Source organism: Rhodococcus sp. IEGM 27, assembly GCF_033142305.1.
GTDB lineage: Bacteria > Actinomycetota > Actinomycetes > Mycobacteriales > Mycobacteriaceae > Rhodococcus_F > Rhodococcus_F oxybenzonivorans.
The window spans coordinates 607,140-631,487 of record NZ_JAWLSG010000004.1 but is presented as its reverse complement, the minus strand read 5'-3'; the positions used below and the strand labels follow the sequence as shown (position 1 = coordinate 631,487).

The 24,348-nt window shown below is 65.4% G+C and carries 27 protein-coding genes; 9 read left to right on the top strand and 18 right to left on the bottom strand.

Annotation, left to right across the window (positions count from 1 at the left end; translation table 11 throughout):
• Positions 1 to 59 precede the first annotated feature (59 nt).
• Positions 60 to 296 (top strand): hypothetical protein, encoded by a 237-nt coding sequence (locus R4P95_RS17755; protein ID WP_317745747.1) that lies wholly within the window; start codon positions 60 to 62, stop codon positions 294 to 296.
• A 160-nt stretch (positions 297 to 456) separates the two neighbouring features.
• Positions 457 to 942: a hypothetical protein gene (locus R4P95_RS17750; RefSeq protein WP_317745748.1), complete on the top strand. Its 486-nt coding sequence runs from the start codon at positions 457 to 459 to the stop codon at positions 940 to 942.
• Here the strand turns inward: R4P95_RS17750 and R4P95_RS17745 are convergent.
• Both R4P95_RS17745 and R4P95_RS17740 read right to left on the bottom strand, forming a co-directional pair.
• Positions 897 to 1,226 carry a hypothetical protein gene (locus R4P95_RS17745; RefSeq protein ID WP_213576402.1) on the bottom strand — a complete coding sequence of 110 codons (330 nt, stop codon included), beginning with the start codon at positions 1,224 to 1,226 and terminating at the stop codon, positions 897 to 899. The two genes, R4P95_RS17750 and R4P95_RS17745, sit on opposite strands and share 46 nt — an antisense overlap.
• Positions 1,227 to 1,415: 189 nt before the next feature.
• Positions 1,416 to 2,450: a hypothetical protein gene (locus tag R4P95_RS17740; protein WP_317745749.1), complete on the bottom strand. Its 1,035-nt coding sequence runs from the start codon at positions 2,448 to 2,450 to the stop codon at positions 1,416 to 1,418.
• A 503-nt stretch (positions 2,451 to 2,953) separates the two neighbouring features.
• On the opposite strand from R4P95_RS17740, the gene R4P95_RS17735 reads away from it, so the two are divergent.
• On the top strand, positions 2,954 to 4,240 hold the full coding sequence (locus tag R4P95_RS17735) for a lactate 2-monooxygenase (RefSeq protein ID WP_317745750.1): 1,287 nt from the start codon (positions 2,954 to 2,956) through the stop codon (positions 4,238 to 4,240).
• Positions 4,241 to 4,243: 3 nt separating this feature from the next.
• Here the strand turns inward: R4P95_RS17735 and R4P95_RS17730 are convergent, their stop codons facing one another.
• Both R4P95_RS17730 and R4P95_RS17725 read right to left on the bottom strand, forming a co-directional pair.
• Positions 4,244 to 4,531 (bottom strand): LuxR C-terminal-related transcriptional regulator, encoded by a 288-nt coding sequence (locus R4P95_RS17730; RefSeq protein WP_201453408.1) that lies wholly within the window; start codon positions 4,529 to 4,531, stop codon positions 4,244 to 4,246.
• A 126-nt stretch (positions 4,532 to 4,657) separates the two neighbouring features.
• Positions 4,658 to 5,734, bottom strand: coding sequence for a DUF1524 domain-containing protein (locus R4P95_RS17725; protein WP_317745751.1), 1,077 nt, complete (start codon positions 5,732 to 5,734; stop codon positions 4,658 to 4,660).
• 137 nt (positions 5,735 to 5,871) lie between these two features.
• Here R4P95_RS17725 and arfB point away from each other — a divergent pair, with 137 nt between their 5' ends.
• Together arfB and R4P95_RS17715 are read left to right on the top strand one after the other, a co-directional pair.
• Positions 5,872 to 6,333 carry an alternative ribosome rescue aminoacyl-tRNA hydrolase ArfB gene (gene arfB, locus R4P95_RS17720; RefSeq protein ID WP_317745752.1) on the top strand — a complete coding sequence of 154 codons (462 nt, stop codon included), beginning with the start codon at positions 5,872 to 5,874 and terminating at the stop codon, positions 6,331 to 6,333.
• A 71-nt stretch (positions 6,334 to 6,404) separates the two neighbouring features.
• Positions 6,405 to 6,884 (top strand): sigma factor-like helix-turn-helix DNA-binding protein, encoded by a 480-nt coding sequence (locus R4P95_RS17715; protein ID WP_213576407.1) that lies wholly within the window; start codon positions 6,405 to 6,407, stop codon positions 6,882 to 6,884.
• Between the two features lie 7 nt (positions 6,885 to 6,891).
• Here the strand turns inward: R4P95_RS17715 and R4P95_RS17710 are convergent, their stop codons facing one another.
• From R4P95_RS17710 to R4P95_RS17680, 7 genes are all read right to left on the bottom strand, one after another.
• Positions 6,892 to 7,239, bottom strand: coding sequence for a VOC family protein (locus R4P95_RS17710; protein ID WP_109335346.1), 348 nt, complete (start codon positions 7,237 to 7,239; stop codon positions 6,892 to 6,894).
• 40 nt (positions 7,240 to 7,279) lie between these two features.
• A complete protein-coding gene (locus R4P95_RS17705) occupies positions 7,280 to 7,843 on the bottom strand; it encodes an SRPBCC family protein (protein WP_213576408.1) in 564 nt (187 codons plus the stop codon).
• On the bottom strand, positions 7,840 to 8,157 hold the full coding sequence (locus R4P95_RS17700; RefSeq protein WP_213576409.1) for an ArsR/SmtB family transcription factor: 318 nt from the start codon (positions 8,155 to 8,157) through the stop codon (positions 7,840 to 7,842). Before R4P95_RS17700 ends, R4P95_RS17705 begins: the two co-directional genes overlap by 4 nt.
• A gap of 90 nt (positions 8,158 to 8,247) precedes the next feature.
• Positions 8,248 to 9,219, bottom strand: coding sequence for a non-homologous end-joining DNA ligase (gene ligD / locus R4P95_RS17695; RefSeq protein WP_317745753.1), 972 nt, complete (start codon positions 9,217 to 9,219; stop codon positions 8,248 to 8,250).
• A 46-nt stretch (positions 9,220 to 9,265) separates the two neighbouring features.
• A complete protein-coding gene (locus tag R4P95_RS17690; protein ID WP_213576411.1) occupies positions 9,266 to 9,661 on the bottom strand; it encodes a DUF1801 domain-containing protein in 396 nt (131 codons plus the stop codon).
• A 59-nt stretch (positions 9,662 to 9,720) separates the two neighbouring features.
• Positions 9,721 to 11,145 (bottom strand): amidohydrolase family protein, encoded by a 1,425-nt coding sequence (locus R4P95_RS17685; protein ID WP_317745754.1) that lies wholly within the window; start codon positions 11,143 to 11,145, stop codon positions 9,721 to 9,723.
• Positions 11,142 to 12,392: a CoA transferase gene (locus R4P95_RS17680; protein WP_317745755.1), complete on the bottom strand. Its 1,251-nt coding sequence runs from the start codon at positions 12,390 to 12,392 to the stop codon at positions 11,142 to 11,144. Before R4P95_RS17680 ends, R4P95_RS17685 begins: the two co-directional genes overlap by 4 nt.
• A gap of 69 nt (positions 12,393 to 12,461) precedes the next feature.
• Between R4P95_RS17680 and R4P95_RS17675 the strand changes: the two genes are divergently transcribed.
• Complete coding sequence (locus R4P95_RS17675; RefSeq protein ID WP_317745756.1) at positions 12,462 to 13,526, top strand: enoyl-CoA hydratase/isomerase family protein; 1,065 nt, start codon at positions 12,462 to 12,464, stop codon at positions 13,524 to 13,526.
• 16 nt (positions 13,527 to 13,542) lie between these two features.
• Here R4P95_RS17675 and R4P95_RS17670 read toward each other — a convergent pair whose 3' ends face one another.
• Positions 13,543 to 14,400 (bottom strand): ABC transporter permease, encoded by an 858-nt coding sequence (locus R4P95_RS17670; protein ID WP_109333217.1) that lies wholly within the window; start codon positions 14,398 to 14,400, stop codon positions 13,543 to 13,545.
• On the bottom strand, positions 14,397 to 15,383 hold the full coding sequence (locus R4P95_RS17665; protein WP_213576414.1) for an ATP-binding cassette domain-containing protein: 987 nt from the start codon (positions 15,381 to 15,383) through the stop codon (positions 14,397 to 14,399). The genes R4P95_RS17670 and R4P95_RS17665 overlap by 4 nt, the downstream gene beginning before the upstream one ends.
• Positions 15,384 to 15,762: 379 nt before the next feature.
• On the opposite strand from R4P95_RS17665, the gene R4P95_RS17660 reads away from it, so the two are divergent.
• Entirely contained in the window at positions 15,763 to 16,440 is a 678-nt protein-coding gene (locus R4P95_RS17660) for a formylglycine-generating enzyme family protein (RefSeq protein ID WP_249354365.1), read from the top strand.
• A gap of 165 nt (positions 16,441 to 16,605) precedes the next feature.
• The gene (locus R4P95_RS17655; RefSeq protein ID WP_317745757.1) at positions 16,606 to 17,766 is read left to right on the top strand and encodes a glycerate kinase; all 1,161 of its coding nucleotides are present in this window, start codon (positions 16,606 to 16,608) and stop codon (positions 17,764 to 17,766) included.
• Between the two features lie 25 nt (positions 17,767 to 17,791).
• Here R4P95_RS17655 and R4P95_RS17650 read toward each other — a convergent pair whose 3' ends face one another.
• The 3 genes from R4P95_RS17650 to R4P95_RS17640 form a co-directional block, all read right to left on the bottom strand.
• On the bottom strand, positions 17,792 to 18,571 hold the full coding sequence (locus tag R4P95_RS17650) for an enoyl-CoA hydratase/isomerase family protein (RefSeq protein ID WP_213576416.1): 780 nt from the start codon (positions 18,569 to 18,571) through the stop codon (positions 17,792 to 17,794).
• Positions 18,572 to 18,634: 63 nt separating this feature from the next.
• A complete protein-coding gene (locus tag R4P95_RS17645) occupies positions 18,635 to 19,663 on the bottom strand; it encodes an acyl-CoA dehydrogenase family protein (protein ID WP_317745758.1) in 1,029 nt (342 codons plus the stop codon).
• Positions 19,663 to 20,814, bottom strand: coding sequence for an acyl-CoA dehydrogenase family protein (locus R4P95_RS17640; protein WP_317745759.1), 1,152 nt, complete (start codon positions 20,812 to 20,814; stop codon positions 19,663 to 19,665). The genes R4P95_RS17645 and R4P95_RS17640 overlap by 1 nt, the downstream gene beginning before the upstream one ends.
• A 166-nt stretch (positions 20,815 to 20,980) precedes the next feature.
• Between R4P95_RS17640 and R4P95_RS17635 the strand changes: the two genes are divergently transcribed.
• Positions 20,981 to 21,736, top strand: coding sequence for an IclR family transcriptional regulator (locus R4P95_RS17635; protein WP_397517733.1), 756 nt, complete (start codon positions 20,981 to 20,983; stop codon positions 21,734 to 21,736).
• Positions 21,737 to 21,786: 50 nt separating this feature from the next.
• On the opposite strand, the gene R4P95_RS17630 is transcribed toward R4P95_RS17635, so the two are convergent.
• Both R4P95_RS17630 and R4P95_RS17625 read right to left on the bottom strand, forming a co-directional pair.
• Positions 21,787 to 22,743 (bottom strand): PDR/VanB family oxidoreductase, encoded by a 957-nt coding sequence (locus R4P95_RS17630; RefSeq protein WP_317745760.1) that lies wholly within the window; start codon positions 22,741 to 22,743, stop codon positions 21,787 to 21,789.
• A 4-nt stretch (positions 22,744 to 22,747) separates the two neighbouring features.
• On the bottom strand, positions 22,748 to 23,992 hold the full coding sequence (locus tag R4P95_RS17625; protein WP_317745761.1) for a cytochrome P450: 1,245 nt from the start codon (positions 23,990 to 23,992) through the stop codon (positions 22,748 to 22,750).
• Between the last annotated feature and the right edge of the window lie 356 nt (positions 23,993 to 24,348).

Sequence of the window (24,348 nt, the reverse complement as noted above, 5' to 3'; positions counted from 1 at the left end):
CGCAACGCTCAGAACAGGCATTATTTGAAGCGGAGAACCCGCACGGCACCATCACCGGCATGTTGGAGATGTTGCCGTGGTCCCTGTATGTGATGGCGGGGTGCGTGCTTCTGCTGCTCATGGCACCCGCGCGCGCGGTTCTGTCCGAGTCCCGCGCGAGGGCCCTCGAACGTCATCACACCGCGCGTTCGCGTGTCGTGGCCCGGCGATGGCAGCAGGCAGCGCTCGTGTGTTGGTCGGCTTGCGTGATCTTGTCGGCCGCGATGCCGCTGTGCTTGGTGCTGTTGGCCCTATGAAAATCCTGCGGCTACTGTTCATCCGCGACCCGCTCCTCGAACGACGCCGGACCGTCATGTTGGTCCTTTGGGGCTTCGCCGCCGTAACCCGCGACCCCTACTTCCAGAGCTGGATCGCACCGCATCTGACCGATCTGTCGTTGATCCGCCAGGTCACGCATTGCTTCGCGATGCTCGCCAGTGGAGCAATGCTCGGTGTTGTCATCGTCTGGGCACTGGAAGCGAAGACGACACCTGGACCACGGAGCCGACGAGTAGAGCGCGGCTCGACCCGCAACCCTTCATCTATGCCGCGATCGTCGTCTTCGGATTGGCACTCTTCTGGCTGTCCGAGCCTTCCCGCGCGGCAGGACAAACACTCGAGCAGTACGGAGGATGGCAGGTCATCGCCTACATGCTGCTGTACACCTTGCCGACCATCGTGGCGGTGACCGCTGCCGGCCTGCTGGTGTTCGAATCGTTCCATGGGGCGGCATCGCCAGTCCTGAAGGTCGGCACGATGGCGATCGCGCTGGCATGCCTGTTCTCGCTTGCCGATGCCATCACCCGCGTAGACAACGCCATGTTCGTCGCCGGGCACCACGTCTACTTCCTCACTGATTACAGGCCGTCAGGTGGGTCAGAATCGGATTCGAGTTCACGATAGAACGCGTTCAGGTCGATCTCCCGCAATAGGTAGCGGGTGTCGACCTCACCGGTCTTGAAGTATCGATGGAAAATTTCGGCAGCTTCCTCGGCGACGAACACCTCATCCGGATACACCTGAAGAGTGCGGTTGCCGTGCTGGAACGGTATCGCGACACCCGGTTTACCTCGCCGCACCCCCGGGCGTCCCACCGTATACAGGTGATATGCCCCAGCGGCCTTCTGACGGAGTTCGATGGACAATGCGTTTGCGGATCCGGCGCACTGCAGATAGGTTTCCGCCATCTCTCGTCTCTCCGCCTCAGACAAGTCCTCGAGCCACTTCCCCCTGGGGATTTTCATGAGATTGAGCGAAAAGCGCTCCTCTCCATTGAGTCGACGCAACGGCCGAAGAAAGTCCTCGGGCCCATTGTCTGCCGAGAATGCGGTCTGGAAACTGCCGCTATAGGTCAATAAGTGTGTCGGTCGCATTGCTCACCCAGGTATCTCGAGGACTTCGGTGATCTTGATGATTTGGTCGCCGATCCTCGCCGTAGCTGGATAGTCGGCACTGACAGATTCGTCGAAGCTTCGTTGGCTCCTACTCTTGGTGGCGGTTCCACTTTTCACTTCTATCCCTACGTATGTTCCATCCGCCTTCTCGACGAGGCCGTCATAGTAGCGACCGCTGGGGCGGTCGGGAGTTGTTGCTCGTACTTGTTGTCGTTCCACACTCAGGCCAGTCTGGTCTTCGTAACGGTCAAGCGCCGCTTGCTCCTCTGCTTTACCGCTGATACCGGGATTTCCATCCGCGTAGTGCCCGAGTTCGTCGCGGCCGTCTCCCCGGTCGGCGGCCATTCCGTAAATGAGTGCACCGGCCGCCAGAATTCCCAGGGCCACGGCAACTGGTATCCCTACTCCGGTTTCTGCTGTACCCGCTGAGGCCATGGCAAGCCCTGCCGCCGCCGACGTTGCCGCATTTCCTGGCGGCGTGGGGTTCGGCTCGGCATCACTCGCAGCGGAGTCAGAGGATGAGGCCATTCCAAGGTCGATTTGGCCGTTTCCGTCGTGTTGCACGGCGGCAGCACCGTCGAAGGGTAGGGGAATGTCGGCCTCTTCGGCTTCCGTGGCATGGGGGTCGCGGTTGAGGTTGTCCAACGCCCGCTGCGGGTACCCGCCTTCGGTGTCGGAATCGGATGTACTCCGCGTCTTGCCAAACCTACTTTTGCTCGCCGCCACGTCTTGCCGTTCGCCGGTCGGTGGCGGGTCGGTGAGGATGGGGTATGCGGTGTCTGCGTCGGCGTGCACCTGCTGGATCAGTTGCCCGTCGCGGACCACATAGTGGGTGGGGATCGGGTGTCCGTTCGCGTCGTAACCCCAGGGCGCGGCCATCTGTGAGACTTCGTTGCCGGTGGCGTCGAGGATTGATGCGGTGCCGTCCTGATTGGTTCGGATGGATCCGCCCGGTGGAACGTCGGGGGTCTCGATCACGGCCTCGTGGAGTGAGGTGGGATCGTTGATCAGAAACACCGTCCGGTCTCCGCCGTGGCCGTTCCGGGATCACCACCCGTTCCGTGCCGCCGGGGGCGTACCGCATGAGCGGGGTGACCGCGGTGCCCACAATCTGGGAGAGGGCCGACTCCGGTGTACGGGCGGCACTTTCTTCCGAAGGCGAGGAGATTCCGTCGGCCACGCGCTCCCGCGCCGCCGGGCGTGGGCGCGGATCTTCGCCGTGAGGGGCATTACGCGCTCATACGAGGCAGTGCGGAGAACCAGAAGATGATCGAGGCGATTCGTATGAAGGGTGAGGTGGACCGCTACGGAATGACCTGTGCGGGGTCGGAACTGGTGAGGTCGATCCAACAGGGTGCGCCGGTGAGGGACTGTCGATCGGGCATCTCGGACTCCTGGAACGTCGGTGGTGGTGGACGCGGCAGTGCTGTGGTGAGACAGGTCTGCAGGAGGTGGTGCCGGTACTGAACATACGCGTCCGATCGACTCTGCGCCCTCGTGCTCTGTGCAAGACTCGGCGCATGGCTGTGAGCGAGAACCAGGACAACCCGGGCCGGGCCCGCCAGAACGTGATCTACCGTGACGGTGTTCTGGGACGCACACCCACTGTCCCGACGGACTTCGCGACGCTCGAACGCCGTGCCCGCAGGAAGATGAGTCCCAAGGCCTGGGCGTACGTTCACGGCGGCGCCGGGCTGGGCCGGACCATGCAGGCCAACCGTGAGGCGTTCGACTCATGGCAGATCGTTCCGCGCGTGCTGCGTGACGTCTCCCGCCGCGACATCGGCGTCGAAGTGTTCGGACGACGGCTACCCGCACCGGTCCTGCTGGCACCGGTGGGCGCCGCGGAACTGGCGCACTCCGAGGGTGACGTCGCGATCGCGGCGGCGGCGGCCGAACTGGGTGTCCCGTACATCTTCTCGAACCAGGGCTGCGCGCCCATGGAAGACAGCGCCGCGGTGATGGGTGATGCGCCCCGCTGGTTCCAGTTGTACTGGAGCACCGACGACGAGCTGGTCGACAGCCTTCTGCACCGTGCCGAGAAGATCGGGGCGGATGCTGTGGTGGTCACCCTGGACACGACGATGCTCGGCTGGCGGCCGGAGGACCTCAATCTCGGTTCGCTTCCGTTCGCGCAGGGGCAAGGCATCGCGCAGTACACCTCGGACCCCGTATTCCGCCGCATCGTGCGTGATCGAATCGCGGCGGCAGCGGCCAAGCCCGACGTCGAGGTGACACTCGGCGCGATCCGATCCCTCGTGTCGATGACCCGGCGATTCCCGGGCCGGTTCCTCGACAATCTCCGATCACCGGAGCCCCGTGCGGCCGTCGAGACCTTCCTCGACATCTACTCTCGGCCGTCGTTGAGCTGGAGCGACATCGAGACGCTGCGTGAGCGGACCAGCCTTCCCGTCCTCCTCAAGGGTGTGCTTCATCCGGACGACGCCCGGCGCGCTCTGGACACGGGTGTCGACGGCATCGTGGTGTCCAATCACGGTGGGCGGCAGGTGGACGGCAGCGTCTCGGCGCTCGACGCTCTCGCAGACATCGCGCCTGTTGTGGACGGCAGGATGACGGTGCTCCTCGACAGCGGTATCCGTACGGGGGCCGACGTCTTCAAGTCGTTGGCTCTGGGGGCGGACGCGGTCACCCTGGGCCGGCCACACCTCTACGGTCTGGCCCTCGCAGGCCGGGACGGCGTCCGCGACGCCACCGCGAACGTGATCGCCGAATTCGACCTCACGCTGGGGCTGAGCGGCCTCACCTCGGTCGGTGAGATCAATCGGGACGCTCTGCGGAGGGCGTAGGCCTCAGAGTTCGGCGATGGTGATGATGTCGTCCTGAAGCGCCCGGACCAGCAACGCCGTCTTGGTGGTCGCGTCACGCCCCACCAGCGCGTACTTCTCGCGGATGCGGCTCAGGTGCGTGTTGACCGTGCCGAGAGCGATGTGCAGGTCACCGGCGACGGCTAGCTTGGAATCGCTGCGCAACCAGTGGCGCAGGACTTCCACCTCACGAGCCGACAGAGCAGGCCTGGTCAGCGCGGCGGGGGCCGTCGGGGGAGAGGGGGTGCCGACTTCGTCGGGTGCAGCGGTCATGCCGATCTCATCTTTCTGACATGTACAACAGATCTACAGGTACCCGACGTCCCTGCAGGCCACTTCACGATAACGGGTGCCGTGGACGCGTGCCTCGTCAGGCTCGGGTCGCAGGCGTATTTCGGGTCAGTTCTCGCAGCCGACGCCGTCGCCGTCACGATCGAGGTGTGACGCATAGCCGGGGTCACCCGTGCGCACCGGAGCGGCGCCCGCGGCCCGGGCCGCCGAGCAGTTCTTGTAATACACCGCGCTGGGGGGTGCGGGTTCGGCGAAGGGGACGGGCGCTGGAGCCGGCACAGGGGCGGGGGCTGGCGCAGGGGCGGGTGCGGGGGCTGGCACAGTCGCTGGAGTCGGCGCGACGACGGGAGAGGTTCCGCCGCAATCTTGGAGGACCCGCGCTATCGCGTCGTGCTCCGCCTGGGTGACCCACAGCCCGTAGGCCGCTTTGACTTCCACCTGGTCGGCCACGTACGTGCAGCGGAAACCTCGGTTCGGCGGCAGCCACGTCGCGGCGTCGCCATCGGACTTCTGCTGGTTGGTGGGTCCGTCGACCGCTCTGAGGTTCCGGGGGTCGTTCGCGAAGTTGCGACGTGTGGCGGTGTCGAGCTGCTGGGCGCCCTTCTGCCACGCGTCGGAGAGCGCGACGACGTGGTCGATCTGCACGGCGCTCGAGGTGGTCTCGCCACGCACGAAGAAGAGGGTGTTCCCGGTGTACGGGTCGTGCAAGGTCCCGCTCTGCACCGCACAGTCGCGGGATCCGGGTTTGAATACGATGTTCCGAAGGTCGCGCCGGAGGATGTCGTTGCGTGTGTCGCAACCGTTGTGGCCGCCCTCCACCGTCACGTCGTCCGTCCACGACTGTCCGAAGAGTTCGCGGTCGTAACCCGTTTTCGGGGCGCGGCCCTTGATCGCCAGGGTATCGAGCAGGCGAAGCGCATCGCTCGCTCGAGTTCCGTCGACCATCCGGGGTTCGACGGCGGACAGATCAGGATCCGACGGCAGCGCCGCCTGCGGGGAGGCCGGTGCAGTCGTGGTCGGCGACGCTACCGAAGTTTCGGAGGCGGATACCGCCGCGGCGCCGGCCGAGTGGTCGTCCTCGGTCGGACTGAGGAAGGTGATCGCGGCGATCACCGCGACGATCGCGCCGGTGATCCATGGCCACTTCCGCCGGGTCGCGGATACGGGTGGTGGAACGTGAGTCATTCGGTCCTTCGGAGATATTGGAAGTCCGGGGGATATCGCGGCTCGGGGCTTCTCTGTTACGTCGGTGTGCCGCTACCGGCACTCGTGCGCGGGTTCTGGGATGTGTGCGTTGTCGTCCCCTCGGGCACACTGTGATCATGAGCGACGGACCCCGGGCACTTCCAGGGAGTGACGTCACCGACGACCTCGAGATCACTCGATCGCTGATCGTTCCTGCCGTAGAGTTGCAGTGGCGGTTCTCTCGCTCGGGGGGTCCCGGTGGGCAGGGCGTCAATACGACGGATTCGCGGGTGGAGCTGTCGATCGACGTGCGTGCGTTGTCGATTCTCACGGCGGAGCAGTACGAGCGATTGCAGATCGGTCTGGGGCACCGACTCGTCGACGGGGTGGTGACGGTGACTGCCTCCGACACTCGGTCTCAGTTGCGAAACCGCCGAGCGGCACGGGCTCGGATGTCGGCCCTGTTGCGGGCGGCACTCTTGGCCGAACCCCGCCGGCGGCGTCCGACAACCGCGACCAAGGGCTCCCATCGGCGCAGGCTCGAGGCCAAGAAGCAACGCGGACACGTGAAGAACCTGCGACGCAAGCCCGAATTATAGGGACTTCTACGCATCTCGAGATGGGGATAATCCCTGATGTGTCGTCGTCGGACGTATCGGAGGATGGACGTATGTTCGGTGACGATGTGCGTTCCGCGGCAACTGCCGCTACATCAGGGGATCGTGCCGGCGTCGAACGGTTGACCACGTTGCTGTGGCCGTACGTGGTGCGGTACTGCCGTGCCAGGTTGGGGAACGGTCGTGAGGCATCGCGTCGGGTCGGCGAGGTGGCGCAGGAGGCGTTGCTCGTCGTCGCCCGCGACGTATCTTCGCTTGCTGCTCACGAGTTTCCGGTGCGCGAGGTGTATCGACGGATGGCCGGGACGGTGAACCGTGCGCGCGCCGACGCCGAATTCGGCATTGTCGACGCACCTCGGGAGGTATCGCAGCTCCTGCAGCGCCTACACCCCGTTGCTCGGGAGATCATGCTGCTGAGAGTGATCGACGGACTGTCCGTTCACGACACGGCGGGGGTCGTCGGCGTCCCGGTGGGCCGGGTACTCGTCGTTCAACACGAGGCTCTCCGGGATCTGCGCGGGGCGACTGTGTGAGTGAGCGTTACCGACTTCGGAGAACACAGAATTCGTTGCCCTCCGGATCGGCGAGCACGACCCAACTCTCCTGTCCCTGACCGACGTCTGCGTGTCTTGCGCCCAGGGCGAGGAGTCGCTCGACCTCGGCCTGTTGATCGTCGGGCCGAAAGTCGAGATGCAGCCTGTTCTGTATCTGCTTGGGTTCCGGAACGGCGACGAACAGGATTTCCGGATGGCTCTCCGGTGTCGGCCGGATATGGACATCCCCTTCGATGTCGGTAACCAGCCCCCAGCCCAGGGCGGCTGCCCACCACTGTCCGAGAGCGGCCGGATTCACCGCGTTGACGACAACAGATTCCCATTGCAGTCTCATGGTTTCGACCGTACTGGCGCAGTCGGGCACTGTCAGCGGTTCACTCGAGTGTCGGGTCGATCGGCTCGACTCCGAGCAGTGCGGAGTACTGCTCGTTGAGTTCGCGCCAGCCGTAGTTCATCGCGTCACCGCCGACAATGGGCCCGATCGGGCTGCCACCCAAGAGTGCTTCGGCCACGTCGAAGCACATGTGCCAGCCGGCGGCCGTCATTGCAGTGGTGCGTTTGTCGTCGAGCGTGTGGCGGAGTGTCAGTCGCGTTCCCGACTCGGTTTCGTCGATCTGCCAATGCAGGACGTCGTCGCCCCACGCGTGTTCGAGGACGTGCGGGGCGTCCGCGCGTGTGACGTTGCCGTCGAGTTCGGTTCGCTCTTCCCCATCGACCATGACGAGCGTGGCAGGGCCGAGTGTTCCGAGGTTGCGGCTCGCCGTGTACGGCGCCCATTGCGGCAGTTCCGCCGGATCGGTCAGCGCTGTCCACAGCGCTGACGGGGAATGTGGGAATTCGCGAACGAACGTCAGCGTCCACCGGTCGCCCTCCGGTGTGGTCTCGACTCGACCGAGTGGTCCGGGGCGGTACGCGCTCCGGCGATTGGTCTCTGTCATGTCCTGTTCTCCTTCGAATCGAGGTGATGTCCGAGTGCGTCGAGGTGGCGATCCCACTGTTGGCGGTACGGCCGGAGCCACGCCTCGAGTTCGTCGAACGGGTCGCGGTGCAAGCTGTAGATACGGTGCTGCGCCGCCGTGCGGCACGTGACGAACCCCGCCTGGCGCAGTACCCGTAGATGCTTCGACACCGTGGGCTGCGAGAGGTCGAGCACGTCGACCAACTCTCCGACGCTCGCCTGGCCGCGGCGCAACTGTTCCAGAATCCGGCGGCGCTGCGGCTCGGCTACCACGGTAAACACATCGAGCGCCATGATTCGAGTATGCCTCTTTGGGTATATACGCGTCAAGGCATATGAGTGCGCCTCGCGACCATCGCGCCGGATGGCTGATGGCGTCGGCGATCAGTCCTCGGCGCCACCGGGATCGGGTTGGCCGGCGGCTTCGTCCCGCTCCGCCCATTCCAGCAGGGGCGCCAGCGAAAACACCGCATCGTCGATTCCGGCGTGTAGGTCACCGAGTTCCTCGAAGCGGGCGGGAACCGTGGCGATGGTGAATTCCCTCGGGTCGACATCGTCGATCTCGTCCCAGGACACCGGCGTCGAAACCGTTGCCTCGGCCACACCCCGCACCGAATACGCACTGGCGATGGTGTGGTCGCGGGCGTTCTGGTTGTAGTCCACGAAGACCTTCTCGGGGTCGCGGTCCTTACGCCACCACGTCGTGGTCACATCTTTCGGCGCCCTCCGCTCGACTTCACGGGCGAAGGCCAGCGCCGCCCGGCGCACGTCGTCGAATCCGTAGTCGGGCTGAATGCGCACGTACACATGCACGCCGGATCCGCCGGAGGTCTTCGGCCAGCCCGTCGCCCCCAGTTCGTCGAGCACCTCGTGCACGACACCGGCGACGCGCTGCACCCTGTCGAAACCGCAGTCGGGCATCGGATCGAGATCGATCCTCCACTCGTCGGGTTTCTCCACGTCCGCTCGGCGGGAGTTCCACGGGTGGAACTCCACTGCGGACATCTGCACCGACCAGATCACGTCGGCCAGATGCGTCACGCACAACTCGTCGGCGTGACGCCCATAGCGGGGGAACGTCACCCGCACCGTCTGGACCCAATCCGGTGCGCCGCGCGGCAACCGTTTCTGATGAACTTTCTCCCCGCTCAGTCCGTCCGGGAAGCGATGGGTCATGCAGGGCCGCTCCCGGAGCGCGCGCACGATGCCGTCGCCGACGCTCAGGTAATAGTTCGCGAGATCGAGTTTCGTCGCCCCCGTGGCCGGAAAATACACGCGTTCCGGATGAGAAATTCGCACGGTGCGATCACCGACCGCCAGCTCGACAGCGGGAGACTTGCTCTTGCCGGTCGCCATGCAGCCAACCTAACCCGCAGAAGGCACCACTCGCGCACTTTCCGCGCTACATCTCCCGCTTCAACTTCCGCCACCCGCCCGCACGGTTATTAGCGATGATCTGCTGAAACATCGCCAGCAGCGGCGGTGCATCGATCTTCTCGCCTTCCCGGAAGGCCACCGTGCGCGCGGTCTTGTTGTCGTGGCCGGCGGTGATGATTCCGTCCGGATCGGGGACGATACCGCCGTCGTACAGGAACACGTTGACATGATCTTTCGCCGCCAGCAGTGCGCACACATTGCCCTGCAGCACGAAGTACGGCTGGACGGTGCGCTTGATTGTTTCGGTGACCTCCGGATCCGCCTCGTGTACGAGCTCCCGGACTTCGCTGCAGATCGTCTGCTGCCACTCCGGCAAGGCATCGATGTAGGCGTCGACACGCGGATCGGGTGTGTACGTCATCGAAAACACGATAGCGCCGAAATGCTCGATCGGCGGCGAATCCGGATCGACTCCTCGACTTAATGGGAATTGCCCACGGACGCAGCGTAAGTGACGATTCCGTCCAGCACGGTGTTCCGAACGACCTCGGAGCTGAGTACTCGCAACGCTTCCTCGAGCGGAACGTGCAACAGCACCACGTCGGCGGGTTCTCCCACGGTGAGTCCGCGGGGCCGGCCACCCGGGTCCCCGGCGGGCGTGAGGTAGCGGTCCAGGGCTTCGGCAGCGGTGATGCGCTCGTCGATGCCCACGATGTCGCCGGTGGGTGCGCGGCGGTCGACGGCTGCTGCGATCACTTGCCATGGGTCGAGGGGACCGTAGGGGGCGTCACTCGACAGCGCGAGGGGGACGCCGGCGTCGATCAGCGAGCGACAGCGGTAGAGATCCGAGAGGTCCCGTGGGTCGACGTCGCGCAGGTAGTCGTCGCCGCGGTGGGCGAGGAAGCCCGGCTGAGTGACCACCCGCAATCCCCGTCGGCGAACGTCGTCGAGGCTCTCGCGGGGGATGAGTGCGCCGTGTTCGATCCGGTCACCCGGAACTGTGCCGACCTCCTCGAACACGCTGAGAAGAATGAGCAGCGCTTCCCGGCTCACGCAGTGGACGGCGACGGCGCGGCCGAGCGCGTGAACGTCGCGGATGAGGTCGGCCAACTCCGTGAGGTCCGGAAAACCCGAATCGGCCAGCACGATCTTGTACGGGCCCACGCTGACGCGTCCCGCCACGGTGTCCGGGTCGCCTCGAAGCGGCGCGCCGAGCAGATACACCCGCTGGGGAAGTTCGCGAGAGCGGACGGCCGATCCGATGGCCTGCTGCGACTCGGCGGAAAGGTCGGGGGTGGCGTCGGTGACGGTCGTGATCCCGAAACGGGCCAGCGCCGCACCGATGTTTGCCAACCGGGGCGGTTGTGAGCGTGGCAGGCGTTCGCGCAGCCAGGTATCGGCGCGCCAGACGCGCCCGGTCGGGGTTCCGGAGCGGTCGCGCTCGACTCCTGGGTGGTCGGCCTCTGCGAGGCGCGCGGCCGCCGTAGCGGCGCCGTTCAGCACCCACATCGCCCCGCTCCGATGTTGAATCCGCACCGGCCGTTGCCCGTGCAGGGCGTCGAGAACAGAGGAATCCAGATCGCCGGCAACGGTTTCGATGTATCCGACGCCGCGCACCCACCCGTTGTCGTCGGCCTGGGCACGTTCGAGTGCGCGAATGAGATCCCCGCGATCGCGAACGTGGGGAGGCCCGCACCGAACCGAGACGGCGTCGGCGGCCATGGCGTGCAGGTGCAGGTGATGGTCGGTGAGTCCGGGCAGCACAGCGCCACCGTCGGCGTCGATCACCTCGGCTCCTGCCGGGGTGATTCCGTGGCCGATCTCGGTGACCGTTCCGCCGGAGATACGTATGTCGACACCGGACACGCCGCCCAGTTCCGCGTTGCGAATGACGAGGTCGCTCATGGCACCGGAATTCCGAGGTTGCGGAGAGCGTCGACAGTGTTCTCTCCGACATTCGCGACCCGCCCTCGCGGTGTCCGGCGGTGCGGATGCGCGACCTCGGCCACACCCGACTCCGTCACGAGGACCCAATGACCGCTTCGCCGTTCGGACTGCACCTCGGGCTCGCCGGTCAACGTGGCCGCCACGACCGCGGACATCGAGATGTCCCACAGGTACCCCGATCCGTCGGCGGGAGCCGACATCGCCAGTGCGGCGGCGGTGAGACCAGTGAGGGGGTCGGCGATCGCGTCACCGACGAACAACGGGGAACCGTCGGTATCGTGCGCGACCAGGCCGGCGGACGCCGCGAGGTCGTCGCCGAAGCCGATCCGATCCGACCCGCGCCCGGCCGCGGTGATCGACACCCACGTGGTTCCCCGCGCCACCGCTTCGTCGGCATCGAGGCCGAAGCGCCGGAGCGCGCGCGGCCGGGATGCCTCGATGACGATGTCGGCCGCCTCGACCAACAGGGCCAACGACCGCCTGCCCTCGACGGTATCCGGGTCGAGAACCACCGCCTCGTGCCCGCCGTGCAGGAGGGCGTAGAAGTCGGCGTTGCCACGGCGGGCGCCGTCCGCGCGGGTCGGTGTCTCGACCTTGACGACGCGGGCGCCGGCCAACCCGAGGAGATGAGCACACAGCGGTCCCGCCCACAGGGCGCTGAAGTCCACGACCAGCAATCCCTGCACCGAACGAGGTGCCAGCGGCACGAGAGGACCAGGGATCGTGTCCGTGGACCGGAGCGAACCCGCCGCGACGCCCAGCAGTTCCGCCCGCTCGTCCAACTCCGATCCGGTGTGGGTCGTCAGCCACTCGGCAACAGCGGGCCACGGATCGGACTCGTCGACGGCGCGGCTGATCAGCGCCCCCAACAGGCTGGGATCATCGGGTCGCGCACAGGACACCGCCGCCCACCCGTCGGACGTGGGCAGGAGGCGACAACTGCCGCCGACCGAGATGTCTCCACTCCGGCTGTGTCCGGTGAACGCGGCCCGTTCGGACAGGAGTCGCGGACCGTCGACAAGCACGGGATGCGAGCTGTGTTCCGTGACCTCGGCGATCCACGAGGCCCTTTCCTGCGCCACCGTCGCGGCTCGCCCCGGCGGCACGATCGGGGGACCGCCGTGGCGGCCGGTGAGTGCGACCACGCCACTGTCGGCCCAGTCTCGCACCGGGTCCGAGGGATCCGTCGTCGAGGGGGAAGGCACGGCGTCGATGCTACGCGGTCGACGAAACCCGGCTGCACGCAACCGATATGGAGCTGGCAGGCTGTATTCATGGGTAACGACGTCCGAACGATCACGCTCGAGCAGTTGGCCGACGGTGCTGCGGACCGCCCGCTGCTGTCCGTGGGCGCCGAAATCGACAGCCCGATGCTCACGGTGAACCTCGACGGCGCCGCCGAGTCGGTCACCTGCGTGCGCGCCGCGGACAGGGCACGCGTCAGTGACCGGATACTCGTCGGCCTGCACCACGGCGGCCAGGAGTTGTCACCAGATGTGCAGAAGGTGGCGTCCGCCCTCGATGCGACGATCGTCGCGGAGTCGGCGCCGGGCAACCGCGTCGCGGTGTCCGTGCCGGACCCGGATGTGGCAGTCGGAGAATTGCACCGCAAGGTCGCCGACAACCCGCACTCGACGCTGGTACTGGCCCAGGTGCTGAAGCTCTCCGAGCACCTGACGGTGCCTGCCGCGATCGACGTCGAATCGCTCGCGTATTCCACCTTGCTCGGGGGCCCGGAGTTTCGTCGATGGCTCGAGCAGCGCGGGCCGCGCCCGTTGCCGCCGCCCTCGCCGCAGGAACCGGTGCTCGTCCGGCGGGAAGACGACGCGCTTCTTGTCACATTGAATCGGCCCGAACGCCGCAACGCTTACGGCGCCGAGGTCCGTGACGGTCTGGTCGAGGCGCTGCGGCTCGCACTCGTGGACACCACCATCACGAAAATCGTGCTCGACGGCTCCGGACCTTCCTTCTCCGCGGGGGGTGACCTCGACGAATTCGGCACGACACCCGACCTGGCCACCGCCCATCTGATCCGCACCCGGGCGGGCGCCGGCCGGCTTGTCGCGCAGCTCGCCGACCGGATCGAGGTCCGCGTGCACGGTAGCTGCGTGGGGGCAGGAATCGAGGTTCCCGCGTTCGCCGACCGAATCGTCGCCCGGCCGGACTCCCTTTTCCGGCTTCCCGAGGTGGCGATGGGGCTGATCCCCGGTGCCGGCGGCACCGTCAGCGTGCCGCGGCGGATCGGACGCTGGCGTGCCTTCTGGCTGTGCGTGACCGGCGTTGCCCTCGACGCGCAGACCGCGATGGTGTGGGAGCTGGTGGACGAGGTGTCGGGCTAGCTGCCGTCCGTATCGGTCAGTCACGGGTCCTGTTCAGGAAGGCTCGCACCGCGAGGGGCGCGAAGATCGCGATCAGTAGCAGTGACCAGCCGATCGTGACCGGAACCGCGTGATGCAGCGGCCACGCCGCGCCGGCGGGTGCTGCGGGAGCGTTGCCCCAGAGCTGGCGCATGGCCTGCACGAGCGCGGAGATCGGGTTCCATTCCGCGATGGTCCGCAGCCAGGTCGGCATCTGCTCGGTGGGTGCGAAGGTGTTGGCCAGGAACGTGATGGGGAACATCGAGGTGAACATGAACCCCTGGACCGCCTCGACCGAGCGCATCAACGATCCGACGAGGATGCCGAACCAGATCATCGCGAAGCCGAACAGCAACAGCAGCGCGAACGCGAGTACCGCCTCACCGAAGCCGTTGTGGATGCGCCAGCCGATGAGGAGGCCGGTCAGCGACATGACGACGACGCCGATGCTGGAGTGGATGATGCTGGACACGCTCCGGCCGATGAGGATCGACGACCGCGAGATCGGTAGTGACCGGAAGCGGTCGACGATGCCCTTGTCGAGGTCCGAATTCAATCCCACGGCGACCACGAAGCAGGAGAACACCATGGTCTGAGCCATGATGCCCGGGAGCAACCATTCGCGGTAGTTCGCGCCCGACGTCATGATCGACCCACCGAAGACGTAGGCGAACAGCAGAACGAACATCACCGGCTGGATGGTGACATCCAGCAGCATCTCCGGCATTCGTTTGATGTGGGTGAGGTTCCGCCGCACCACGATCCACGATTGACGTGCCAGTCCCGCAGGCTTGATGTCGGGACGAGTCAGCCGGGTACCGATCGCGGTGGGGTTCAGTGTGGATGTGGTGGTCATCTGGCTGTCTCCAGGTCATCTGAGGTACGTGCGGTTTCGACCGTCTCGGCGCGGTGACCGGTCAGGCTCAGGAAGACATCGTCGAGGCTCGGACGTTTGAGACCGATGTCATCGAGAAGGATGGTGCTGTCGTCGAAAAGATTCGCGATACGCGTCATGTCGCGTAGGCCGTCGGTCGGCGCAGACAGTTGCCGGGCCGACCTGTCGACCCGCACGTCTGAGACGTGCTGGCGGAGCATGCGCTCGGCCTCGTCGAGATCGGCCACGTGCGACACCGTCAGAACGAGACTGGCCTTGCCGGATTGGTCCTTCAGTTGCACCGGGGTGCCCGAGGCGATGACCTTGCCCTTGTCGATGACGACGATCTTGTCGGCAAGTTGGTCGGCTTCCTCGAGGTACTGCGTCGTCAGCAGTAGTGTCGTGCCGTCCTCGACCAGTTCCCGGAGTACATCCCACAATTCGATCCGACTGGCCGGATCGAGTCCGGTGGTGGGTTCGTCGAGGAACAGCACCGGTGGTGTGGCAACGAGGCTCACGGCGAGGTCGAGGCGCCTGCGCATTCCACCCGAATAGGTTCGAGCGATCCGGTCACCGGCGGCGGTGAGGGAGAACCGTTCGAGAAGTTCGTCGCTGGCACGGCGTGCTGCCTTGCCCGACAGCCCGTAGAGCTCGCCGATCATCCGGATGTTCTCACGTCCGGTCAGCAGTTCGTCGATGGTCGCTGCCTGGCCGGTCAGTCCCATGCTCAGCCGCACGGCCCCGGGGTCGGTGACGACGTCGTGACCGGCCACCCGCGCAGTTCCGCTGGTGGGGATACTCAGGGTGGTCATCATCCGCACTGTCGTGGTCTTGCCCGCGCCGTTGGGGCCGAGCAATCCGAGAACGGATCCCTGCGGAACCGTGAAGCTCACCCCATCGACGGCCACGTTGTCGCCGAATCGTTTGACCAGCTCTATTGCCTCGATCGCCGCTTCGGATGTCATGAGAATCTCCCTGCCTGAAGTGACGGCGAACCGTCACAGTGTTGTGCGCCTGAATGTGTGTGCCGCAGCGCAGCGGCGGCGCACGGTGAAGCCCGCACGCTTCGATGTTTGTTACGAATCACGTCGTCCCCCGTCGATCGCAGACCAACTTACAGGTTGTCCGGACGATGTCGCTTGTATATTTCGGACGGCTGAACACCTGATGATCATGCTCGGACGCTAATACCTCGAGTTCACTCGAGGTCAAGGGAACGGCGGCCTTCCTGTACCGGTGACGGACAGGTCGGCCGAGTAGAAGCCTTGACCGCGTGATGCCCGCTGGGTCTAATGCCTTGAAGAATGTTGCACGGTAATCCAGCTGATTGCGAAGGGTCGTTTCATGTCGAATCCGAGGGTCGGCCTCGACGTCGCGATGGCCCGAATCCCTGCCGGCGAAGTTGCGTTGAGAGACGACCGAAGGAAGACGGGGTGGACGGTGGAACTCGAGAGCTTCCTCCTCGCGCGTAGTCCCGTCACCGCTTCGCTGTATTCCCGCATCATGAACGATTCCGCGAAGTCTTCCTCCAATGGCGCCGCGCCGGTGGTCGACGTCTCCTGGCACGACGCCGTCGATTTCTGCAATGTGCTGTCGCGGGAATCGGGGCTGACGGAGTACTACTCGGTGACCGACGGCGGCCGGCAGGTTTCGTGCACTCCCGAGTCCGACGGATACCGCCTGCCCACGGAAGCGGAGTGGCAGTACGCCTGCAAAGCGGGAACATCCGGATACCGATACGGCGAGCTCGACGACATCGCTTGGTACAGCCGCAATTCCGGCGGACACATCCATGGGGTGGGCGGAAAAGCGCCCAACGCGTGGGGCCTCCATGACATGTTGGGGAACGCGTGGGAGTGGTGCTGGGATGTCTATGACGCCGAGGTGTACGGCTCGTACCGAACCTTCCGCGGCGGGAGCTGGGCCGAGGAAGCCCGAGGTTGTGGGGCGACGTGCCGTCGTCGTAGTCACCCGTCGTTCTCCATCGACGATCTCGGATTTCGAGTGGCACGGTCGCTCTGACCTGCGCGGAGCGAGCGTCATCGGATCTCCTTTCATTCGGTTGGCATCAGGCTATGAGCCATTCAGGACAGCTACTGTCCTCGATGCCTCGAGCCTCGTCCGGCCGGATGAAATCTGGTTCCTCTGCCCCTGCGAAGGTTCCGATAGTGACCTAGGCTCCGTCGCATGCTTCGTCGTCACCCCACGGTCGTCATCGCGCCCGACTCCTTCAAGGGGAGTCTGACGGCTGCCGAGGTGGCCGCAGCGATGGCCGAAGGTGTGCGAAGTGCGCTCGGTCCGGACGCGGTCATCATCGAGTGCCCCCTCGCCGACGGCGGCGAGGGCACCCTGGATGCACTGCTCGCCAACTGGCACGCCGTTCCTCGTTTTCTCGATACGATCGACGCGGTGGGGCGGGCACGGACGGCTCGATACGGGATTTCGAATGACGGAGTGGTCGGCATCATCGAAGCCGCCGAAGCGAATGGTCTTCCGCAGGTGTCCGATATTCCCCTGCAGCCCATGCGCGCAGACAGCTACGGCGTCGGTGTCATCGCGCATACGCTGCTGGACCAGGATGTCGGCGAAATCGTGCTGTGCATCGGCGGATCGGCGAGCACCGACGGCGGGACGGGGTTTCTCCGAGCACTCGGGATGCGGTTCCTCGATTCCGACGGTCGTGAGGTGGAACCCGGTGGAGCCGGCCTTGCGGGTATCGCGTCTGTCGATGATTCCCAGCTTCATCCGCGCGCCCGTCACGTCCGGTGGCGCGTCGCCACAGACGTCGACAACCCATTGTGCGGATCATCCGGCGCGGCAGCGGTGTTCGGTCCGCAGAAGGGGGCGACACCACAGAACGTGATCGACCTCGACGCCGGGCTGGAGCACCTTGCGCGGATCATCCGAGCCGAGACCGGTATCGACATCGCCCAGCATCCAGGAGCGGGCGCCGCTGGTGGAATGCCGGCCTGCCTGGTGCCACTTCTGGGAGCCGAACTCACACCCGGAGCCCGGTTGGTCACCGACGTCGTCGGCCTGCGTGACCTCTGCTCTAATGCAGACGTGGTTCTGACGGGCGAGGGTTCGTTCGACTCGCAATCGCTGCGCGGGAAGGTCGTCCGCGGCGTCCTCGACGTCACCCCACCGAGTTGCCCGGTCGTCGTGATCGCGGGAACGGTTCAGCTGTCGGCTGCCGAAATTGCCTCGTCTGGAGTCCTTTCGGCGTTCTCCATCGCCAAGGGGCCTTCGAGCCTCGCGGACATGGTCGCGAACAGCGCCCACCTCGTTCGCGAAGTTTCGGCGCAGATCGGTGGTCTCCTCGGTGCCGCTCTGGGCGCTCGTGAGTGACTGCCGATGCGTTCGGTGACTTCTGTTACTCGCCGACGAAGGCGGGTGCGCGCTTCTCACGGAAGGCCGCGACTGCCTCTGCGGAGTCCTGGGTCGACTGCACGACGGCTTGCTCGGCGGCCACCATCGACAGCGACGTTCTGAAGTCGACGTTCTCCCCATTCCGCACGAGACGCTTGATGGCGCGGATCGCGACCGGGGGACCGTCGGCAAGGCGTCGGCACAGATCGTGCGCGGCTTCGGGCAGTTCCTCCGTGGAGTGTACTGACAGGACGATTCCCAGGTCGAGGGCTTCTTGGGCCTCGACGAAGCGTCCGGTCCACAGCAGCTCGAGAGCGCGTGCCTGACCGACGATGCGGGGCAGCAGGTGGGCACCACCGTCACCGGGGATCAGCCCGACCCGTACATACGCCTCCGAGAAGCGCGCCCGAGTCGAGGCGAGACGGATGTCGCAGGCCAGGGCCATATCCATGCCTGCGCCGACCGCGACACCGTCGACGGCGGCGATCAGTGGTTTGTCGAGGTCGAGGGCAGCCGCGGCTACGCGGTGAACGCGGTCCTGCAGTACTTGCTGACGACCGAGTGTGGAGGTGATCTCCGAGAAGTCGTCGAGATCGACTCCGGCGCAGAACGATCCTCCGGCACCCGTGACGAGCACGACGCGCACGTCCGGGTCGGTGCGTGCCGACCGCAGCGCCTCGGCCCAGGCATCCAACATGTCGAAGGTGAAGGCGTTCTTACGGTGTGGGCGATTGAGCACGATGGTGCCGACGCCGCCGGTAACGGTGTATTCCAGGTCAGCCATGTTGTATTCCTTGTCAGAGTCGAGCGTCGACGCGCAGGGTGTCGGCGAGGCGGAGCCAGGTGTTCAGGCGGTGACGAGGGCCCAGAGGCCCTCGCGCCCTGCTTCGAGGGCGGCCGCGGTCAATTTTTCGTCCCAGTAGTGGACCGAGCCGAACTCCGAACGCCAGGCGAGAGCGGGTGTGGTGAATTCGTGCAGTCGGTGCTCGCGAGTGGTGCCGATCGCGCCATGCACCTGGTGGGCGTTGCGTACCACCACGGAGGTGGCGTGGCCTGCGCAAGATCGGGCAGCGGCGACGAGGAACTCGAGGTTGGGTCCGGACCAGTCGGTGCGGACAGCTTCGATGAGGGCGGCGTCGGTAGCGGCGCGGGCAAGGGCGACTTCGGCGGCGATGTCGGCGACCAGGTTCTGGACGGCCTGGAACTTGGCGAGTGGACGCCCGAACTGGGTGCGTTCGGTCGTGTGGGTGATCGAGAGGTCCAGGATGCGTGCGAGTGCGGCGCACGTTTGCAGTCCGCGTGCCAGTGCGCCGCGCAGCAGTAACTGGTCGACGACGGCATCCGCGACCGGGGTGCCCGACAGAACGGTGGTGTCGGTGGTGACGGTGTCGCGCGGTTCGCCGGCAACGTTGGTGCCGGGAGCGATGTCCAGCGTCGAGGTTTCGACGTCGGCGACGTGGTAGGTGTCGCCATTCCGCCAGACGAGAACGACCTTGTCGGACTGGGCTGCCCAGGGCACGCCGGAGGCCATTCCTTCGTTGTCGAGCACGCATACCGTGCGGCGCGCTGCATCGACAGGAGAGTCGGTGACCTCGAGAAGCCACCCGGCCAGCAAATCGTGTTCGACCAATGGAATTCGGACGCCGTTCGAGGCGGACGCGCGGATCAGCTCGGCGGCCTCGAACCAGCCCGCGCCGCTGCCCCCGTTTTCTTCCCGGCCGGTGAGCCGGACCAAACCCAGCTCGTCCAGCCGGCTCCACAAGCCCATATCCCAGGGGGTGGTGCCGCTCTCCGGCTCGTTCTGTTCGCGGTGGTTCGCGAAGACCGCAGACATCATCTCGACGAGGTCGTGGTCGACCGTCAACGGTGCAGTCATCAGCGCATCCCCAATCCTCGCGCGATCACGCCGCGCAGAACTTCGTTGGTTCCGCCACGGAGAGTGAATCCGGGGCGTTGCACGACGGCGTCGTCGAGCATGTCGTGGTATTCGGCCCGGTCCGGCGAGTAGTCACCGGTGAGCAGGTCGGCGAAATCGGCGATGTCGCCCTCGGTGGACGTGCCCAGGACCTTGACGACGGCGGCAGCTGTATCGGCCGGTTCGCGGCGTTCGAGCGCGCCGGCGACGGCGGTCGACATCTGATGCAGACCGGCGATGCGGGCGACATAACGGCCGAGGTCGGTATGCCGGGGGATCGCATTGCCGCGCATCTGCTCGGCGGTTTCTGCCAGCAAGGTGAACGTGGACAGGAATCGCTCGGGACCGCTGCGTTCGAAGCTCAGTTCGGAGGTCACCTGTTGCCAGCCGTCGCCGATGGTGCCGAACACCATGTCGTCGGCGACGAAGACGTCGTCGAGTATGACCTCGTTGAAGTGGTGCTCGCCGTTCATCGACACAATGGGCCGAATGTCGACACCCGGGGAATGAAGATCGACGATGAACTGGCTCAGTCCGTCGTGCCGGTGCGCGGGATCGACCGCGGTGGTGCGGGCAAGGCAAAAGAATGCGTGAGCACGGTGTGCGCCCGAGGTCCATACCTTGGTGCCGGCGATCGACCAGCCGCCGTCGACCCGGGTGGCCTTGGTGCGAACGCTCGCCAGATCGGAACCGGAATCCGGTTCGCTCATACCGATACCGAAATAGCACTCACCACTCGCAATGGCCGGCAGGTATTGATGCTTCTGATTTTCGGTGCCGTACTTCAGAAGTGACGGAACGATCTGCCGATCGGCAATCCAGTGCGCTGCGACGGGTGCCCCGGCAGCCAGCAATTCCTCGGTGACGACGAACCGCTCGAGGTGGCTGCGGCCGTGTCCGCCGTACTCGACGGGCACAGTCATGCCGAGCCAGCCGCGGGCGGCCAGGGCGCGGGAGAAGTCCTCGTCCCATCCGGTGAGCCAGCAGTCGACGTCCCGGCCGATCTTGCCCTCGGCGCGTTGGCCGGCGAGGAATTCGCGAACCTCGGCGCGCAGGGCGTCCGCGGCGTGGGGATCGGCGGAGACCGGGGGAACCAGTCTGAGGGTGGTCATGGTGGTGGTCTTTCCGTTCAAGCCGACATGGGTTCGTTCGAGGTGGCTTCAACGACTATGGCACCTCGAGCCACGTCTACGCAATACTGGAGTTGATTACGTATATACGTAGATGATAGGGTGGGCCGCAGTCGCGCCGGGCGACTACCGAGGAGGAATTGTCGTGGTGCAACCGGAGGGCGCAACAGGGGCGCGGGCCCGCGCTCGTCATCGCACCGTGGATCGCATCGCCTCGATCCTCGAATGCGTTGCGCGGGCTCGTGGCGGAATCACCCTCAGCGAGATAGCAAAAGAGCTGTCAGCCCCGATCAGTTCGGTTCAGGGCTTGGTCAACGGTCTCGTCGCCACCGGATATCTGGGCGAACACGACCGGCGCTACTCCCTGGGCAGTGCGCCGTATCTGCTCAACCGATTGGCAGGGCGGCAGCCCGTCTCGACGGTGACGCATGCCGACCTCGAAGAGGTGCACCAACGGGCCGGCCTGACGACCGTGCTGTCCATTGCAGTCGGACCGGACATCTTCTACGTCGACTACTGCTCGTCCGACCCCCGGTTCGCCTACCTCGCCGAGAACTACGTGCGGCGTTCCCTCATCCGCACGTCCGGCGGTTGGGTATTGCTCGCGGGCATGGAGAAGCGGGATCTCTGGGCGTACCTCAAAAATGTCAGCGAGGATGAGCAACCCCTCGTCGACAGGTTTTTCGCGGCGTTGCCCGAGATCGAACAAACCGGGATCTGCGCTTCCCCCAATGCCTCCGAGCAAGGTGACGGTGTCTCCATTGCAGTACGAGACAATGGAAAGACCGTTGCTGCCGTGGGCGTCATCGCGTCGCACGAAGTGATCACTCAGCAGCGCGACACGCTGGTGGACGTTCTCACGGAGTGTTCCCGGAGCTGGGATCAACGCAGCGTTCAGTGGTGAACCTTGCATCGGACTGAGCCGGCCATTGCGTGACGGCTTGAATTCCTCGCTCACAAATCCAAGACGAGGGTGTCGGAGAGGCACCGGGAAACACAGAGCATCATGTATTGCCCTTCCTTACGCTCCTGTGGGGTCAGCACCGAGTCGCGATGGTCGGGTACACCCTCGAGCACGGTCGCCTCGCAGGTGCCGCAGGTGCCCACCTCGCAGGATGAAACCACGTCGACGCCCGCGTCTGTGAGAACCTCGAGGATCGTGCGGTCACGTGGCACGTGATATGTGCCGCCGCTGCTTGCGAGACGTACGTCGAAGCCACGCTCGGTGTCTGTGTCGAGCGCAACGCGGCTGAACCGCTCGACGTGCAAGGAGCCGTCGGGCCAGTGCTCGCTGGCGCCCGCCACCGCGTCGAGTAACGGCGTCGGACCGCAGCAGTAGATCTTGGCGTCGCGGTCTGGTTTCCCGAGGGCGTCGGCCAGCGGGATTCGTCCCACCTCGTCCTGGGGGTGAATCCTGACCCGGTTGCCGTGACGGCCAAGTTCCGCCACGAAGGCCATGCCGGCGCGGGTGCGGCCGCCATAGTGCAACATCCAGTCGGCGCCGCGGCGTTCGGCCCCGGCCAGCATCGGCAGGATGGGCGTGATCCCGATGCCTCCGGCGATGAAGACGTAGCGCGATGCCGGCTCCAATGCGAAGGTGTTGCGCGGTCGCGAGACCCACAGAATGTCGCTCGGTTCCAGTGTGTCGTGCAGGTACGTCGACCCGCCGCGGCCGTCCGGCTCTCGGAGCACGGCGATCTGGTAGCGCTGCCGGTCGTCCGGGTCTCCACACAGCGAGTACTGGCGTCGGAGATCACCGCACTGGACATCGATGTGTGCGCCTGCCTCCCACTGCGGCAGCGGCTCGGCGCCGGCGCCGGCGAGGATGATCCCGACGACATCGGTGGACAGTCGAATCTTGGAAACGACGGTGAGTGGGAGGTCGGTAGCTTCGTCCTGCACAGTAGTCATGGCGTCACCGGGTCTTCAGCGGATGCAGCGTCACGGGAAGTGAAATCAGTGCCGGGAAGATCAGATCTGGGAAGCGCTGCCCGGGTTTCCGCAACTCGATGGATTCGAAGGTGTTGATCAAGCCGCGAATCGTCTCCTGCAGTTGGATGCGGGCAATCGGGGCACCGAGGCAATGGTGCATCCCGCCACCAAAGGCTACGTGCGCCTTCGCGTTTACTCGTTGGAGATCGAGAATGTCAGGTTCGACGAATGTGTCGGGGTCCCGATTCGCGGCAGAAAGCAGAACGAGCGCCCGAGCACCGGCGGGTAGGACCGTCCCATCGGAGGTCCGAAACTCCTCGACGAGGTAGCGCTCCCGGACATGTAACGGTGTGCGGAACCGCAGCAACTCCTCCACCGCGCCCGGCACCAGGTCCGGGTCGGCTCGAAGTTGGTCGAGCACATCGGGTTGCTGTGCCAATATCTCCACGAGGTTGGAAATTGACGTGCGGGTCGTTTCATAGCCTGCGTCCAGGATCGTGTGCATCAAAGAGAGCACCTCGAGGTGGCTCAGATCCCCCGACCGCTCCGCCTCGAGCAACAGTTGCACGAACGGGCTGTGCTGCTCGGCCGGGCGGCTGGTCAGAAACTCGTCGAAGTAGTCGAGGTAGAACCGGGTGATGTGGTTCAGGGCAGCGAGCTGAGCACTGTCGAGAGGCGTCGGCGAAAAGATCTGCAGAAAGGTGTGCTGGTTGGCTGTCAGCCGTTCCCAGTCGTCCTCCGCGATGCCGAGGAGCCGGCAGATCACACCCCTGGGGATGGCGACCGCGAGGCTCTGCACTGCGTCGACCGAGCAGTCCTGACTCATGACATCCGCAATCGCGCGGCGCACGGATTCTGTCGCGAACTGGCGGAACTGCTCGACGCGACGTGGGATGAACATCGGTCCCACCACAGTGCGCAACCGACTATGGTCAGGCTCGTCGATCTGAACCAGATTGGCTCGAAACCGGTCCAGTGCCGGACCTTCGAGCCACGGCGGACTTGCCGTGCCCAGGGGCTGCATCCGTCCCTCGGGCAGGCGCAGAATCTCACGTACGTCGGAGTAACGGCTCACCACCCAGGTGGGATAGCCGGGCCCCAGATCGAGCGGTAGGGCGGCACCGGCGTCCCTGATCTCCCGGTACTGCTCTGTGCGGTCTCCAGTGAGGAAATCAATATCGGAAAGGTCGATCGGAAAGGTCGCCGGGTGGGCTTCCGCGTGTGACATTTTCTCATTCACTCTCGTATAGGGCGGATAGTGGAGCGTTCCTGACGCGGTGCACGTGGCCGACGTGGGTGTCAGGTCGGGACAATGCCGACCGTCGCGCACACCCCACACGCGCAGCGCTGTTGTGGCTCGCTCTGACAGAGCACGAACTGTGGGTTCATCGAGCAACCACGTCCATCGTCGATAGCCGAGCAAACTCGAGATGCGTTCCCAGAACTGTGTTCCATCCATGCCGAATCGAACCCAGATGTCCTCTGACGAGGGTCCGTTGAACGGCAACCATTCAATGGCGAGTTCGATGATCAGTCGATCCTCGCAAAGGCGAGCGGCAGCCTTCGAATCTCTGCCACTGCTGC

Bases quoted from the DNA above. Each gene is read 5' to 3' on its own strand.
- R4P95_RS17755 (WP_317745747.1), top strand. From the start codon at position 60: ATGTTGGAGATGTTGCCGTGGTCCCTGTATGTGATGGCGGGGTGCGTG.
- R4P95_RS17745 (WP_213576402.1), bottom strand. From the start codon at position 1,226: ATGGCGGAAACCTATCTGCAGTGCGCCGGATCCGCAAACGCATTGTCC.
- R4P95_RS17735 (WP_317745750.1), top strand. From the start codon at position 2,954: ATGGCTGTGAGCGAGAACCAGGACAACCCGGGCCGGGCCCGCCAGAAC.
- R4P95_RS17730 (WP_201453408.1), bottom strand. From the start codon at position 4,531: ATGACCGCTGCACCCGACGAAGTCGGCACCCCCTCTCCCCCGACGGCC.
- R4P95_RS17725 (WP_317745751.1), bottom strand. From the start codon at position 5,734: ATGACTCACGTTCCACCACCCGTATCCGCGACCCGGCGGAAGTGGCCA.
- arfB (WP_317745752.1), top strand. From the start codon at position 5,872: ATGAGCGACGGACCCCGGGCACTTCCAGGGAGTGACGTCACCGACGAC.
- R4P95_RS17715 (WP_213576407.1), top strand. From the start codon at position 6,405: ATGTTCGGTGACGATGTGCGTTCCGCGGCAACTGCCGCTACATCAGGG.
- R4P95_RS17710 (WP_109335346.1), bottom strand. From the start codon at position 7,239: ATGAGACTGCAATGGGAATCTGTTGTCGTCAACGCGGTGAATCCGGCC.
- R4P95_RS17705 (WP_213576408.1), bottom strand. From the start codon at position 7,843: ATGACAGAGACCAATCGCCGGAGCGCGTACCGCCCCGGACCACTCGGT.
- R4P95_RS17700 (WP_213576409.1), bottom strand. From the start codon at position 8,157: ATGGCGCTCGATGTGTTTACCGTGGTAGCCGAGCCGCAGCGCCGCCGG.
- ligD (WP_317745753.1), bottom strand. From the start codon at position 9,219: ATGGCGACCGGCAAGAGCAAGTCTCCCGCTGTCGAGCTGGCGGTCGGT.
- R4P95_RS17690 (WP_213576411.1), bottom strand. From the start codon at position 9,661: ATGACGTACACACCCGATCCGCGTGTCGACGCCTACATCGATGCCTTG.
- R4P95_RS17685 (WP_317745754.1), bottom strand. From the start codon at position 11,145: ATGAGCGACCTCGTCATTCGCAACGCGGAACTGGGCGGCGTGTCCGGT.
- R4P95_RS17675 (WP_317745756.1), top strand. From the start codon at position 12,462: ATGGGTAACGACGTCCGAACGATCACGCTCGAGCAGTTGGCCGACGGT.
- R4P95_RS17670 (WP_109333217.1), bottom strand. From the start codon at position 14,400: ATGACCACCACATCCACACTGAACCCCACCGCGATCGGTACCCGGCTG.
- R4P95_RS17665 (WP_213576414.1), bottom strand. From the start codon at position 15,383: ATGACATCCGAAGCGGCGATCGAGGCAATAGAGCTGGTCAAACGATTC.
- R4P95_RS17660 (WP_249354365.1), top strand. From the start codon at position 15,763: ATGTCGAATCCGAGGGTCGGCCTCGACGTCGCGATGGCCCGAATCCCT.
- R4P95_RS17655 (WP_317745757.1), top strand. From the start codon at position 16,606: ATGCTTCGTCGTCACCCCACGGTCGTCATCGCGCCCGACTCCTTCAAG.
- R4P95_RS17650 (WP_213576416.1), bottom strand. From the start codon at position 18,571: ATGGCTGACCTGGAATACACCGTTACCGGCGGCGTCGGCACCATCGTG.
- R4P95_RS17645 (WP_317745758.1), bottom strand. From the start codon at position 19,663: ATGACTGCACCGTTGACGGTCGACCACGACCTCGTCGAGATGATGTCT.
- R4P95_RS17640 (WP_317745759.1), bottom strand. From the start codon at position 20,814: ATGACCACCCTCAGACTGGTTCCCCCGGTCTCCGCCGATCCCCACGCC.
- R4P95_RS17630 (WP_317745760.1), bottom strand. From the start codon at position 22,743: ATGACTACTGTGCAGGACGAAGCTACCGACCTCCCACTCACCGTCGTT.
- R4P95_RS17625 (WP_317745761.1), bottom strand. From the start codon at position 23,992: ATGTCACACGCGGAAGCCCACCCGGCGACCTTTCCGATCGACCTTTCC.